The organism is Opitutaceae bacterium (assembly GCA_041395105.1).
Taxonomy (GTDB): domain Bacteria; phylum Verrucomicrobiota; class Verrucomicrobiia; order Opitutales; family Opitutaceae; genus B12-G4.
The window spans coordinates 67,359-81,662 of the sequence record JAWLBB010000008.1 but is presented as its reverse complement, the minus strand read 5'-3'; the positions used below and the strand labels follow the sequence as shown (position 1 = coordinate 81,662).

General features: G+C 61.2%; 9 protein-coding genes. 6 read left to right on the top strand and 3 right to left on the bottom strand.

The window, feature by feature from the left end; genetic code table 11:
* Positions 1-169 precede the first annotated feature (169 nt).
* Both R3F07_18205 and R3F07_18200 read right to left on the bottom strand, forming a co-directional pair.
* The gene (locus R3F07_18205; protein MEZ5278320.1) at positions 170-1,165 is read right to left on the bottom strand and encodes a cellulase family glycosylhydrolase; all 996 of its coding nucleotides are present in this window, start codon (positions 1,163-1,165) and stop codon (positions 170-172) included.
* A 262-nt stretch (positions 1,166-1,427) separates the two neighbouring features.
* Positions 1,428-3,227: a hypothetical protein gene (locus R3F07_18200; protein ID MEZ5278319.1), complete on the bottom strand. Its 1,800-nt coding sequence runs from the start codon at positions 3,225-3,227 to the stop codon at positions 1,428-1,430.
* A 326-nt stretch (positions 3,228-3,553) separates the two neighbouring features.
* Here R3F07_18200 and R3F07_18195 point away from each other — a divergent pair, with 326 nt between their 5' ends.
* Positions 3,554-4,651 (top strand): site-2 protease family protein, encoded by a 1,098-nt coding sequence (locus tag R3F07_18195; protein ID MEZ5278318.1) that lies wholly within the window; start codon positions 3,554-3,556, stop codon positions 4,649-4,651.
* 72 nt (positions 4,652-4,723) lie between these two features.
* On the opposite strand, the gene R3F07_18190 is transcribed toward R3F07_18195, so the two are convergent.
* Positions 4,724-6,745 (bottom strand): PQQ-dependent sugar dehydrogenase, encoded by a 2,022-nt coding sequence (locus R3F07_18190; protein ID MEZ5278317.1) that lies wholly within the window; start codon positions 6,743-6,745, stop codon positions 4,724-4,726.
* Between the two features lie 268 nt (positions 6,746-7,013).
* Here R3F07_18190 and R3F07_18185 point away from each other — a divergent pair, with 268 nt between their 5' ends.
* The 5 genes from R3F07_18185 to R3F07_18165 all read left to right on the top strand — a co-directional run bounded on the left by R3F07_18185 (position 7,014) and on the right by R3F07_18165 (position 14,304).
* Entirely contained in the window at positions 7,014-7,424 is a 411-nt protein-coding gene (locus R3F07_18185; protein MEZ5278316.1) for a UPF0158 family protein, read from the top strand.
* Positions 7,425-7,524: 100 nt separating this feature from the next.
* A complete protein-coding gene (locus R3F07_18180) occupies positions 7,525-7,839 on the top strand; it encodes a pyrimidine/purine nucleoside phosphorylase (protein MEZ5278315.1) in 315 nt (104 codons plus the stop codon).
* Positions 7,840-7,886: 47 nt separating this feature from the next.
* Complete coding sequence (locus R3F07_18175) at positions 7,887-8,336, top strand: GNAT family N-acetyltransferase (GenBank protein ID MEZ5278314.1); 450 nt, start codon at positions 7,887-7,889, stop codon at positions 8,334-8,336.
* Complete coding sequence (locus R3F07_18170) at positions 8,333-9,607, top strand: sialidase family protein (protein ID MEZ5278313.1); 1,275 nt, start codon at positions 8,333-8,335, stop codon at positions 9,605-9,607. Before R3F07_18175 ends, R3F07_18170 begins: the two co-directional genes overlap by 4 nt.
* A gap of 251 nt (positions 9,608-9,858) precedes the next feature.
* Entirely contained in the window at positions 9,859-14,304 is a 4,446-nt protein-coding gene (locus R3F07_18165; protein MEZ5278312.1) for a DEAD/DEAH box helicase, read from the top strand.

Here is a 14,304-nt window from a genome sequence, read left to right as displayed (position 1 = left end):
TGAAAACAGCCTGAGAATGCCGGGGAGCTGCATACGGGGTCGGATTCAGAATTCCCGACCCACCCGAATCCGCAATCTGAAAACCCGGATTCCGCAGAATCGAGGTCATCCGGGATCCGTTTGGCCGGTGCCTTCCGCCATCAACCAAACGACCGCATTCGGCCCACGCTCAAATACGATTCGCCATCAACAGATCCAGATACTGCCGGTCGACTTTCTCATATCCGCCGTAGGTCTCGTAACGCACCCCGGGCCGGTCATGTCCGATGAACCCGAAGTCGCCCTTGAAGTTCCATGGAGAATAACCCCAGCCGAACTCCTTGAAGAGGGAAAGGAGATCCCCCAGCCAGGCGATGGCCGACACATTCGGCGTATATTTATAGCACCCGAATTCGCCCACATGAACGTCGACCCCTTTCGCCTGAACATCGAGCCACGGTTGGTAGAATAACCGCAAAGCCTCCTTGTCCCAATACTTGCCGTCCGCATCGCGATGCGGGTAAACCGGCTCCGGCCATTCCCCTTCGAAATTCCACCAACCGGCCCGGTGATGGGATACCGTCATGGGGGCATACCCCCGCGTGCTGTGAACCACCCCGAGGTCCGCCAACTCGGGAATGGCCCCGCCTCCGCCGTTGATCCCGTCCACCGTGACCGGTCGTTGCGGATCGATCGCGCGGATGGCCGCCGTTGTCCGGCGCATGATTTTCTCGTAGACCTCGCGCGTGAAATGATCACGGCCCACGTGGGGTGCCTCGTTGACCAGGTCAAAACTCAGCTCGTCACCGGAAATGCCCTTGTAGCGCCGGGCAAACATCTCCCACTGAAAAACAAAGGCATCCTGCGCGATTTCGTCTGTCCAGAGATTGTGAATCTCCAAGTCGGGACGATTGATGCAATACCCCGGCGCCCGGTGCAGATTCAGGTTGGCGTGGAGCCTCCGCTGCCGGCAGGCGGCGATATAGCCGTCGATCGCCTTGAGAGGCGCCTCCTCCGGCTCCTCATAGCGATGATCCGATATCCAGAAGCGATAATCCGTGGGCAGGCGGACGAAATCAAACCCGTGCGCGACCATGAAATCCAGGGCTTTCTCATCGACCGGACCCGGCACACGGTCTTCCGGGCAGATGAACATCCAGAGGAAATTGAATCCGTAGCGTGGCATACCCGGATGAATACGAAACCACCCACCGCCTGCCAATTCCCATAGCGCTCTCACAACGGACCGGTGCAGTCCGACAACCGAATCCGACTTTCGCCCCGGAACGCTCGTGGCAACGTCCAGTAAACCCCTCAGCTCCGAAGACCCCCATATTGGAACGTCGGCTCCTCGGCCTCGGACACTGCGGGTCTGCGGTGACTTTCCCACTCGTCCACCGCAATCAGAGTGAGGCACCCCTCAAGTGATCTCCCCCACAGTATCGATCTCAATCTGATTGAGTCAGCCCGCCGGGATTGGTCGGTCTCACCTCGTAGACTTCCGCCAAGGCCACGCCCGTCTCTCCATCCGCTCCGAATACCTGGGCCGTATAGGCACCCGGTTCGAGCCAGGTCAGGATCGCCGCATCGCAACTGCCCTCCGGCAGAGCGAACGCCCCCACCTCCCGGCTGGCCGCGGCCAATTCTGCACTGTCCACCCAATCATCATTTGAGGCGACCCAGACAGGTGCCCCATCGACGCTCTTCATGATCCTGAGTGCCGGATTCTCAAGGACCCCCTCAACCCCGAAGCCGGTCAGCCCGGGACCGATCGCCCGGACCAGCACCCGACGAGGAACTTCCCCGCCAATCACAAACCCGAGGATGAGCATCCGACCGCCGGGCTCCACCAGCCCGCGCGATGACATATTCTCCAGATGAACCCCGTCATTGAGCGTTTCGCTGATACCCAGCATCACCGTCCGACAGGTGACTTCGCCGCCTTCCGTCCGAACACAGACACAGTAGAAGCCGGCATCCGCCGGACCCACATCGACCAGATTCAGGACCGCACGATCCTCTCCAATCGTCTCACCGTCCTTTTTCCAGATGTAGTGCTCACCCGGTTTTCGCGTTGTCACGACTTCAAAACAGGCCGAGCCACCCGGAGCAACCGTCACGCTCTGCGGGGGTTGCAGGATCTCGGGAACCGGCGCCCGCCAGCCCACGATAAACAGGCTGTGCGATGCTCCGACGGCGGCGGTATGGACGTCCACGGCTACCTCAACGGGAATTGCTCGATCGGTCTCGTCCCCGACCCCCAACTGACCGGCGGAATTCCCGCCCATCCCCCAAAGCGTGTCGTCGTCCCTGATAAAGAGCGCATGGTAGTCACCCGCCACGACCGATTTCACCCCACTTTCAATCAGGATTGGCCGCACCCGCTTTACCTCGTCTCCAGTCCCCAATTGTCCGTAGCTATTTGCGCCCATTCCCCAAAGGGTGGCATCGGTCCTGATGAAGTAGGTCGAATTCATCGATCCATCCAGATCCCTGACCCCGGAGGCGATCCAGTCCGGCGAGAGATGGCTCAGGCTGTCCCCATGACCGAGAGCACCCGGTATGCTCTTCCCCATCCCGTAGAGATTCCCATCGGCCTTCAGGATAAGCGAATGTAAGGAGCCGGCCGCCGCCGCCATGACGTCACCACAGATTCGATACGGGGTAAAGTGATCCGACTCATTGCCCGTCCCCAGGCGACCGTATCGGCCCGGCCCCATTCCCCAAAGCGATCCGTCGGACTGGATCAACAGACTGTGACCATAGCTGGGGACGGCCTGAATCACATCGGTCTTGATCATCACGGGGGCCGGACGATCCTTCACATCACCCAGACCAAGCTGGCCGACCTGGTTCCGGCCCATTCCCCATAACGTGCCGTCATATTTGATGTAGAAAGTGTGATACCAGGAGGTGAGCACGTCCCGGACGCCATCATCAATGAAGGCGGGCTCGGTGCGGCCGTCCGTGTCCCCAGTTCCCAGCTGGCCATAGGTATTGCGCCCCATTCCCCATAGACAGCCGTCATCGGTGATATAGAGTGTGTGATGGAGGCTCGCCGCCACCGCGGTCACCTCGGTGTCGATCAGGACGGGGACCGTGCTCGAATCAACGGCCAGACCCAGTTGGCCCCCCGAGTTGTCGCCCATTCCCCAGAGTTCGCCTCCGTCCCCGAATGTCCGCACTGCCGAAGCCGCGGACAGGCACAGCCCCAGCAGGGCCGCCCCGTATGTTGGTATCCGTGACATGAATTTCCTCCTTGCCCATAAATAATCATTCCCGTTTCTGGTGAACTACCGGACCGTCACGCGCAGAAGGGCCACGCAACGCCTTCCTCTATCCCCAAATACGTTTTTTCGGGTCCGAAACGCGCAATGCTTCGGGAAAAAAGATGGGATGGATCGCGAGAAGCGGACCCGGCGCCTGTGGTGAAGCGACTGCACTCCAGGCGCGATTGAGCGGAAAACGCCGGATCCAATCCAGAGAATCGGTCCGCCTCACCGAGACAGAATGCGGCCTCCCGTTTCTGACCGATTGACCCCGGAGCGATTCAGACCGAGACTTGCGCTCATTCATGAAATGGTCATTCCGCATCGCCACCGTCTCCGGGATTGAAGTCAGGGTCCACGCGACCTTCCTCATCCTCCTCGCCTTCTATGGCTTCGCCTCCTATCGGCATGCCGGACCCGTCGCCGCCCTCGCCGGTGTCATCTTCATACTCATACTCTTTGCCTGCGTGCTTCTGCACGAATTCGGGCATGCCTTCGCCGCCCGACGCTACGGGATCAGGACCCCGGATATCACCCTGCTCCCGATCGGCGGCCTCGCCCGACTGGAACGGATGCCCGAGCGCCCCGGTCAGGAACTGGTCGTCGCGGCAGCCGGGCCCGCCGTCAACGTGGTCATCGCCCTGATCCTCTTCGCCTTCGGTGCCCGAATCGGCAGCGTCGCATCCGTCACCCCCGAACAGGCGACCGGCATCGCCCTCCTCGATGCCCTCCTCGCCGTGAACCTGATTCTGGTCGCCTTCAACCTGCTGCCCGCCTTCCCGATGGACGGCGGCCGGATGTTGCGCGCCATCCTCAGTTTTCGCATGGACCGGGCACGGGCGACCCAAATCGCCGCCTCGGTCGGCCAGGCCTTCGCCGTCTTTCTCGGTATCGTCGGCCTGTTCAACTACAACTTCATCCTGGTACTGATCGCCGTCTTTGTCTATTTTGGCGCCGCCCAGGAAGCCACCATGACCCGGATGCAGGCGATGACCCGGGGGCTCTCCGTTTCGGACGTCATGGTCAAGCGGTTTGAGAAACTCACCCGTGGTGCCGTCCTGCAGGACGCGGTGGACCTGCTCCTCAGCGGCACCCAGCACGAATTCCCGGTCGTCGCCGGCGATGGTTCGGTGGCGGGTATCCTCACCCGGGAAGACATGATCAACGGACTCAAGCAGGGGGGACCCAACGAACTCGTCGTGACCCACATGCACCGGGACATCCCGACCGTGCATCTCCACGATTCATTCGAAAAAGCCTTTCAGACCATGAATGCCTGCAATTGCCCGGCCCTGCCCGTTCTCGACTCCTCCGGCCAGTTGGTCGGCCTGATCACCCCGGAAAACCTCGGGGAACTCATCATGGTCAATTCAGCCATCTCGAGGCAACAGGAACACTCCTGAACCGGGAGACGATCCGCTCCCCCAAAGGTCCGGCCCTCCGGACTCACCAACCGTCGCCCGTGACGGCCGGAATCAGTTCACCGCATCCACCTGCGCTGTCTCCACCGGAATCCCGATCGCCCGGTATTGATTGACTGGATTCTCGGTCAGGATCCGGACATTGCGGATGAAGACCGCCCCGCCGCCGCCCTCCTTGGGCAGGTTGTGGATCTGGAAACCGATCACCCCTTCAGCTGTCCGGTCGTCCTTCAGGTTGAGCGTCGGAACTCCGTTGACCCAGATGCGGAGAATGTCGCCGATCGCCTCGATCCGGTAGTGGTTCCAGGCTGACGGCCGGTAGGCGGCCCTTGCCTCGTCCCGGCCGTCGAGCGAGTAGAGCCACCCCCGGCCCATCTCCTCAAAAATGCCTCCGGTCCATTGCCGCGGCGATTGATCAATCTCCATCTGGTAGCCGTGTACCTTGCCCCCCTTGACGGCCGGATCCGCGATCCCTCGAAGAAGGATTCCGGAATTTAGATCCCCGATCACCTTGACGTCGAGTTCGAGAATGAAGTCGGAGAAGCGTTCCTCCGTGACCAGGTAGGTGTGCCCGGTTGTCCCCTGATGCACCGCAACCATCATGCCATCATCGACCAACACGGTTGAGGTCCCGTCCCGGACCGTCCAGCCGTCGAGGGTCTCTCCGTCAAACAGGCTCCGCCAGTTGTTTGATTCGGCTACAGGATTCAACCGGAAGAGCCCGCCACGGTTGGGTCCCCGCGAATTCAGCGCCAGGTAGATGTGTCCGTCCGGCCCGCTCAGGACATCGCGCACCCGTCCCTGGCCCTTCAGGATGACCTCGTCCTTCACCACCTTGTTGTCCTCGATGACCAGGCGATGCAGTTCTTCGGACGCGAGACCGGTAACCAGCAGGTTGTTCTTCCAGCGTGGAAAGAGATCGCCCTCATAAAAATCGATCCCGCAGACGGCAATCGACGGGGTCCAATGGTGCATGGGCTGTTCCATCCCTTTCTTCGCCGTCAGGTCGGTTATCGGAGTACCGTCGTAATTCATCCCGTAGGTGATGACCGGCCACCCGTAGTTCAGACCGGGCCGGATCAAATTGGTCTCATCCCCACCACGGGGACCATGCTCCGTTTCCCAGAGCTCGCCCGTCCGCGGATCCAGGTCGAGGCCCTGGGGGTTGCGGTGCCCGTAACTCCAGATGCTCTTGAAGGCGCCCGGCTCATTCACGAACGGATTGTCCGAAGGAATCCGGCCATCGTCGTGAATGCGATGGATTTTGCCATTGGGTCGTGTGAGATCCTGGGCCATTTCCTGCCGACCCCGTTCGCCGATCGAGAAAAAGAGATAACCATCCCTGAAGACAAAACGGGTGCCGAAGTGAACGCCGGAAGCGATGTGGAATTCCTCGGGCACACGAAAAATCTCTTCCTGATCCACCCATCTGTCATCTTTGATCCGTCCCCGGACCACCGCGGTCATCCCGGCCTCCTTGCCGTCGTCCATCGCACCGGTATTCTCGCTGAAACCGAGATAGATCCAGCCGTTCTGAGTATAATCCGGGTGAAGCGCGACCTCCATCAATCCGCCCTGTCCGTGCTGCCAGACTGCAGGCGTTTCCTCAACCCGGTGCTTCACACCATCCGCGTAGCGCCAGAGGGGGCCATCGCGCTCGGCCAGGAGAATCGCGCCGTCCGGCATGAAGGCCATCGACCAGAGGATGTCGTCGATCTCGACGATCTTCTCGAGGGTGAAGTGATGGAGGTCCGAGGCGAAAACTCCGCCGAGCGGCTCGACCCGCGCCTTTGTCCGCCCCGCTTGGGCCAATTGGCCCTGTTCACGGATGTAGATGACGAGTGACCGGATCTGTTCCTCCGTCAGCGCATTCTTCCACGGGATCATGCCCATGTCCGGAAAACCTTCCGCAATCGACTGCGCGATCGCCTCATCCGAATCACCGTGCGTCCAATACGCATCGACGAGCGAAGAGCCCTGGCCGCCCTCCAGATTCTGCCCGTGACAGGTCGCACAATTGGCCTTGTAAAGCGTGTCAACTGTGCCCGTGCCGATCCGAACCTGGGCGCACGCCATCGAGGCCAGGGCAGGGAAAAGAAGAAGGAAAGAAGCTCTGATTATCGGGTCCATTATTCTTGGATTTCACCTAGATAGTGGTGAATTCCCATATCGCAACGGGACGGGATCGATTTTCTCCCACCTTGACCGCGATAGAATCCCATCCATCAGGCGTTCACACAAATGATTTCTCCAGGCAGAGCAAGTCAAGGCCCGTGCCTTCGGAAAGCCTCACCTGAGGGCTGCTTTGACTTCACAACCGCCGTCTTTCCGCTATGGTGATGCCATGAAAGTCGATGTCGGGCTTGTGGCTCAAGCCCTGGATGACCGCTCCGGGAAAATGTGGTATCTGGACAGGACAAACGGGGATGTTTTTGCCATCCCTCAGGACCCGGGTGACACCCAACAGGAAGCGATCGACCTGGTGGAAAGCGAGCCGGACCGCTTCCTCACCATCGACCCGCTCGATTCGCGGGACGAGTTCGTCATCATGGAGGATTATATCGAAACGCTTCCTGAGGGCGAAGCCCGTCGAAGTCTCGCCCGGGCCGTCAATGGTCCCAGACCCTTCGCCTCCTTCAAGCAGGCCCTGCACGACTTCCCGGATGAGCGGAAGGCCTGGTTCCACTTCGAGGAGGGTTTCCTGCTGGAGAGCGCCCGCGAGTTCCTGAGGTCCAGAGAAATCACCTTCGAGTGACGCGCGGAACACCCGGAAGGGCCGGCCGCACCCGCCACCCTCCTTTCGCCGTCGAACGGACTGGACCCCGGAGCCCGATCCCGATTAGGAATGAGTGCGTATGACAGAATTCAACAATGTCTCCGTGGTCAGGAAAGCGAACGTCTATTTCGACGGAAAGGTCACCAGCCGCTCGGTGATCTTTCCCGATGGCTCGAAGAAGACGCTGGGGATCATGCTCCCGGGAGAATACGAATTCAATACGAACGAGAAGGAGGTCATCGAGATCATCTCGGGCAATCTGGACGTGCTTCTGCCTGGAGCAGACGGGTGGAAGACTTTTCAGACGGGCGATACCTTTGACGTTCCCGGCCAGTCGAAATTCAACCTCAAGATCCGGCAACTCACCGACTACTGCTGCTCCTTCGTCGTTTGACCGAACCACCGGCATGAGGAGTCCCCCGGATTCGCGTGGCTAGCCCGATGAACGGGGCCGAGATCTCCCTCCGTGAGGTCACCCGGGACAACTGGGTCGATTGCGTCCGCCTGTCGCTCCACCCGGAGCAGGCCTCCTTCGTGGCTTCCAATGTCGACACGATCGCCGAGTCTAGGTTTGAGCCCCATTACCACTTGCGAGCCATCTGCGCAGCCGGACGGCCCGTCGGATTCCTCGCCTTCTGCCCTGAAAACGATCCCGAGGATCCGGAAACCTATTGGCTGTTCCGATTCATGATCGACCGCCAACATCAGGGGAAAGGGTATGGAACCGTCGCCCTCAAACTCGCCATCGCCGAGATGCGGGCACTCGGCGCCAGAGTCATCCTGACCATGCACAAGCCAGACAACCAGGTCGCCGCCCGTATGTATGCGCAATCCGGCTTCAAAGAATCCGGCCTGCTCGACGACGGCGACATCATCCTCCGGCTCACATGAAACCACTCGCCCAGGACCACCGGGTCCTCTTCCAGTCCGGGGATCCGGAGAACATCTGCGCCTACAGTCCCGGAATCTGGCGGTGCCCAAACGGCCGCATCGTCGCGACAATGGACGTCGGAAGCCTCCGCCAGAATGAAAAACCGAATCCCGACGGATCACCCAAACCGGCCCACGAAGGTCTGGTCTGCCAGGTCATGACTTCGGATGACGGCGGCCAATCCTGGACCCACCGGGCCGACCTCGATCTCTACCATGGACGGCCCCTTGCCGCGGGTGGACGGCTCTATGTCCTCGGTCACCGGGGCGATCTGAAAATCGCCCGATCAAACGACAACGGCATCTCCTGGAGCGGGGCGCACCTGCTGACCGACGGCGAATTCTGGCATCAGGCCCCCGCCAATGTCTGGCATGCCCACGGATGCGTTTACCTGGTAATGGAACGTCGCAAGACAGACCGGGTCAACGGGTGGTATCCCAGCGAGCTTCAGCCCGTCGTCATGCGGGCGAAAGCAGACGAAGACCTCACCCTGCCCGAAGCATGGACCCTGGCAGACGCCCCGGCCTTTCACGAGGTCATCGACGACACCGGATTCGACGGCTTCGGCATACCGTTCTATCCGAGCCGTTTTCCCGCGATCTGGATGACCCCCGATGGCAAACGCGGAGCAGCACCGATCGGATGGCTGGAGACGAACATCGTCCAGATCCTTGACCGGAATCATGTCTGGTACGATCCAACCGGACGCACCTTCCACCTCTGGATGCGGGCCCATACCGGATTGACCAATTACGCCCTCGTTGCACGCGTCCGAGAAGCCGGTCCCAATCCCGGCGAAGGCGCCATGACCTTCGGGTTTGAGGCCGCACCCTCGGGTGTCAGGCTTTGCTACCTGCCAACTCCCGGCGGCCAGATGAAGTTCCACCTTCTCCACGACGGGACGACGGCAACCTATTGGCTGCTCAGTTCACAGGCCACCGACAGCATGCGCCGACTCGAGACCCTGCCGTCCGACCGCTACGGACTGGCCGACAACCAGCGCTCGCGCCTCCAACTCCACTTCTCCACCAATCTGGTGGATTGGGTCTTTGCCGGGATGGTTGCAATCGGTGAGACCGCCAATTGCGCCCGGCACTACGCCTCGATGGCCATCGACGGTGACGACCTCGTCGTGCTCTCCCGATCCGGCGACCGCAAGGCCCGCAACGCCCACGACACCAACCTGATCACCTTTCACCGGATCCAGGATTTCCGCTCCCTCATCTACTGACCACCCCACCCCGTCCCGCCGCGTCTCCCCAATCGCCCCGTCTCCCCGTCGCATCCCTCGACCGAGGTGAAACAGCCAATTTGTAACATAATACGTTACAAATCCGCCCTGCCCAAAACGGTCGTTCCTTCCCGGGGAATCGGGATTTGTAACGTATTATGTTACAAATTGGCCGGGGCCCCATGAGGTGTCACGGCCCCCCCCTGTGGGGTTGTCTTGCCGGGAAGGAGGAGTCCGGTTTTCCTGTCATCATGACGGGGCCCAGGGAGTCTATAGATCTCTTTCATCCACTGATCAGAAAGTGGTTTGAGGAGCAGGTGGGTCGACCGACCGACGTCCAGGAACAGGCTTGGCCGGTCATCGCCCGGGGTGAGCATGTTCTGGTGACTGCACCGACCGGAAGCGGCAAGACGCTGACGGCTTTTCTCTGGGCCCTGAATCAGTTTGTTTCAGGGTCGTGGGAGACGGGCACGACGCGGGTGCTCTACATCTCGCCGCTCAAGGCCCTGAACAATGACATCCAGCGCAATCTGATCGCCCCGCTGGCCGCCATCCGTGAAGTCTTTGAGGGGTCCGGAAGACCTTTTCCCAAAATCCGGGTCCAGACCCGGAGCGGCGACACCAGCCAGTCGGAGCGCCGCAGCATGCTTCGGCATCCACCCGAAATCCTCATCACCACCCCGGAGAGCCTGAACCTGATGCTCTCGTCTCTGGGCGGACGAAATCTGCTGACCGATCTCAAGACCGTCATTTTGGACGAAATCCATGGCGTCCTCGACAATCGCCGTGGCACCTTCCTGATTACCGCGGTGGACCGACTGGTGCCTCTGTCCGGAGAATTCCAGCGTATCGCCCTATCCGCCACGATCAATCCTCTCGGGACGGTGGCCGCGTTTGCCGGGGGGGTTGTCCGCCGGGGAACCGAGACCCTACCCCGTCCCGTCGTCTGCATCGAGTCCGGCATTCGGAAGGAATACCGGCTGTCCGTTTACTTTCCCGAGCTTCCCGAGCGTGACGAGCCGGACGACTCGATCTGGGAGCCGCTGGTCGAAGAATTCAAAGGAATCATCGAACGGAATCGCTCCACCCTTTTCTTCGTCAACAACCGCCGGCTCTGCGAAAAGCTCGCCCTGAAGATCAACTCCGGCCAGGCCAGTCCACTCGCCTACGCCCACCACGGCTCCCTCTCCCGGGAGATCCGGGAAGAGGTGGAATCACGCCTGAAGTCCGGCGACCTCCGGGCCATTGTCGCGACCAATTCGCTGGAAATGGGCATCGACATCGGGGCTCTCGACGAGGTCGTGCTGGTCCAGTCCCCGCCGGCCATATCCTCGGCCATCCAGCGCATCGGCCGGGCCGGTCACCAGGTGGGCCAGCCCAGCCGGGGCACCCTCTTTCCCACTCATGCCCGCGATTTCCTTGAAGCCGCGGTGCTCGCCCGGCAGATCGCCCGCCGCGACATCGAGCCGCGGGTTCCGATCGAAAAGCCGCTCGACGTTCTGGCGCAGATCATCCTGTCGATGGTCGCAATGGAGCCGTGGAAAATGGATTCGCTCCACGCCTTCCTGCGGACCAGTTATCCCTACCGTGACCTCAGCCGCCGGGAATTCGATCTCGTGATCAACATGCTGGCCGGGCGGTATGCGGATACCCGTCTGCGCGAATTGAACCCACGTGTATCCATCGATCGGATGGAGGGGACCATCCGGGCCCGCAAGGGCGCACTCCAGGCCCTCTATTTTTCGGGCGGAGTCATCCCGGACCGCGGCTATTTCCACCTCCGCCATGACCAGACCGACTCCCGGCTGGGCGAACTCGATGAGGAGTTCGTCTGGGAGGCGCGGGTCGGCCAGGTCTTCACCCTCGGGGCCCAGTCCTGGAAGATCCGCCGGATCACCAACAACGACGTCTATGTCCTGCCGGCTCCACCCAACGCCGCCTCCATCCCATTCTGGATCTCAGAGGACAATTTCCGTGATTTCCACTTTTCCGATGCAATCGGCCGGTTTCTCGAAGAGGCGGAGACCGAACTGGAAAGCCCTGCCTTCCGGGAGCGGCTACAAACGGAGCATTCCATGAACGGCGTCTCCGCCGATCAGTTGATCGAGACCCTGAGACTGCAGCGGAAGACCACCCGCCAGCCGCTCCCGCACCGCCATCACCTTCTGGTCGAACACACGGCCACCGGTCCGGCGACGAAGGAGGGGAACCAGATCATCCTGCACACCCTCTGGGGGGGAAAACTGAACCGTCCCTTTGCCCTGGCACTCGATGCCGCCTGGGAGGAACGCTTTCATCACCGACCCGAGATCTTCGTCAACAACGACTGCATCGCGGTCATGGTGCCGATCGACGTGACGGCCGAGGAGATCCTCTCCCTCGTCACCTCGTCCCGCCTGGAAGAGCTCATCCGCAGAAGACTCGAAGATTCCGGTTTCTTCGGCGCCCGGTTCCGCGAGTGCGCCGGCCGTGCCATGTTGATCAACCGTTCGCGACCCAATCAAAGGGTCCCGCTCTGGATGACCCGTTTGCGCTCGCAGAAGTTGATGGAATCGATCCGCCGATTCGATGATTTTCCGGTGCTCCTGGAAACCTGGCGGACCTGCTTCCGCGACGAATTCGATCTGGGGTCGCTCCGGCAGGTTCTGGTTGAGCTTGAGACGGGGGCGATCACCTGCTCCGAGACGCGAACCGCCTCGGCCTCGCCCTTCGGTCAGAGTGCGGCCTGGCGCCAGGTCAATCAATACATGTATTCCCGGGACAACCCGAAGGGTGACCGCAAGTCCAGCCTGAGCACCGAATTGCTCAAGGAGCTGGTCTTTGATCCTCAGAGCCGACCACCCATCCCGGAGGCCATCATTCAAGCATTTGAAGCCAAGCGCCAACGCCTCGTGCCCGGCTACGGTCCCGATGACGGGATGGAGCTGGTTGACTGGTTGAAGGAGCGGATCCTGCTGCCGGATTCCGAATGGAAAGCCCTGCGCTGCGCTGCGCCCGCTCTCGAAGACACCGCGCTTGAGCAGAAGGTCTTTCGGGTTCTCCCCGAAGGCGCCGGAGCATGTCTCTGGGTGGCCGCCGAGAACGCAGCCCGGCTCGGTGAATTCTATGGTGGAATTCCCTTCCGGCTGGTCGGCATGAGTGAGGGGGATGAACCGGCAATCGCTCCCCCGGGGTCGACCACAGCCAATGGCCAGGAAGGACTCCGCACCCGCTGGCTGGGTGAGTGGCTTTCCTTTTTCGGTCCGATCACCCGCGAGGAAATCCGGACGACACTGGGTCTCTCTGATTCCCTCCTTGAAGCATCCCTGACCGAGCTGATCGATGCAGATCTCCTGATCGAAGGGTGCCTGATCGAAGGATCTGAGGATGTCGTTTTCTGCGACTCCGCCAACTACGAGTTTCTTCTTCGCCTGCGGCGCGCGCAGGCCACCCCGCCGTTTGAGCCGCTGGCCCTCAGCCAACTGCCCGTCTTCCTCGCCCGCCAGCAGGGTCTGCTCGATCGCAGTGAAGACCTGGATGGATTGGCGGCCTGCCTGGATCGTCTGCTCTTTCTTCCCGCCGCGGTCGAAACCTGGGAAGAGGAAATCCTTCCCGCACGCATGCAGCGCTACCAGCCGGCTTTTCTCGACTCGATCCTGGCCGAGGGCGAACTCCTCTGGTTCGGCCAGGGCGAGCGAAAGATCTGTTTCGCCTACCATCAGGATATGGACCTGAGGGCCCAAGCCACCCCGTCGACAACCTCCGAGCCGGCCTCACTGGAAGCGACCATCAGCGGAAAACCTCACGGACTGGACTTCGCCGCCCTCCAGGAAGCGACCGCTCTGGGGGCCGCCGCCCTCAACCGGCAGATCTGGGCCGATGTCTGGAGTTCGCAGATCCACAACGATGGCTATTCCGCTCTCCGAAAAGGGATTCTCAACCAGTTCAAGCTCCCCAAGGTCGGCGCCGATGGTGCCCGCCGGGCGCGTCACACCCGTCCGATCCACTCCAGGCGGACCCAGCTCAAGCGGATGCAGGGAGCACTGCCTCTGGCCGGCCGATGGAGCCCGCTTCCGCAGATCGAGGAGGCCGAAAGCGTCATCGATGAGGAGGAAATCCGCAAGGACCGGGTCCGCCTCCTCCTCGACCGATACGGGCTCCTCTTCCGGGAAATCCTCCTGCGGGAATCGGAGGCCTTCCAGTGGCGTTCCCTCTTCCGGACCCTGCGCCTGATGGAGTTGTCCGGCGAACTGCTCTCGGGCTACTTCTTCCAGGAACTGCCCGGCCCCCAATTCACAACCCCTGCCGGCTTCCGCCGTCTGCAGAATCTCGGCCAAGCGGACGCAGCCATCTTCTGGCTCAACGCGACCGACCCGATCTCCCCCTGCGGACTGGAGCTGGAGGGAACGAAAGGGAACTACCCCCGACGAGTTCCGGGCAACCATCTCGTCTTTCGCGGGAGCGAGCTTGTCCTGACTTCGCAGCGACTCGGTCGCGACATCACCTTCCATCTTCCATTTGATGATCCGGATCTGGTCGCCGTCCTCGAAGTCTTCGAGCATCTGCTGACCCGACAGTTCAATCCGCTGGCCAGGATACTCGTTGAAACGATCAACGGCGAACCGGCCGCCCGCAGCGTCACCCTTGACGCCTTCCGGGCGCGCTTCGACGTGGTGCCCGACCACAGACAGGTCACCCTCTATCGGAAATACCGCTGA

Coding starts and splice junctions, on each gene's coding strand:
- R3F07_18205 (MEZ5278320.1), bottom strand. CDS start 1,165: ATGCCACGCTACGGATTCAATTTCCTCTGGATGTTCATCTGCCCGGAA.
- R3F07_18200 (MEZ5278319.1), bottom strand. CDS start 3,227: ATGTCACGGATACCAACATACGGGGCGGCCCTGCTGGGGCTGTGCCTG.
- R3F07_18195 (MEZ5278318.1), top strand. CDS start 3,554: ATGAAATGGTCATTCCGCATCGCCACCGTCTCCGGGATTGAAGTCAGG.
- R3F07_18190 (MEZ5278317.1), bottom strand. CDS start 6,745: ATGGCGTGCGCCCAGGTTCGGATCGGCACGGGCACAGTTGACACGCTT.
- R3F07_18185 (MEZ5278316.1), top strand. CDS start 7,014: ATGAAAGTCGATGTCGGGCTTGTGGCTCAAGCCCTGGATGACCGCTCC.
- R3F07_18180 (MEZ5278315.1), top strand. CDS start 7,525: ATGACAGAATTCAACAATGTCTCCGTGGTCAGGAAAGCGAACGTCTAT.
- R3F07_18175 (MEZ5278314.1), top strand. CDS start 7,887: ATGAACGGGGCCGAGATCTCCCTCCGTGAGGTCACCCGGGACAACTGG.
- R3F07_18170 (MEZ5278313.1), top strand. CDS start 8,333: ATGAAACCACTCGCCCAGGACCACCGGGTCCTCTTCCAGTCCGGGGAT.
- R3F07_18165 (MEZ5278312.1), top strand. CDS start 9,859: ATGACGGGGCCCAGGGAGTCTATAGATCTCTTTCATCCACTGATCAGA.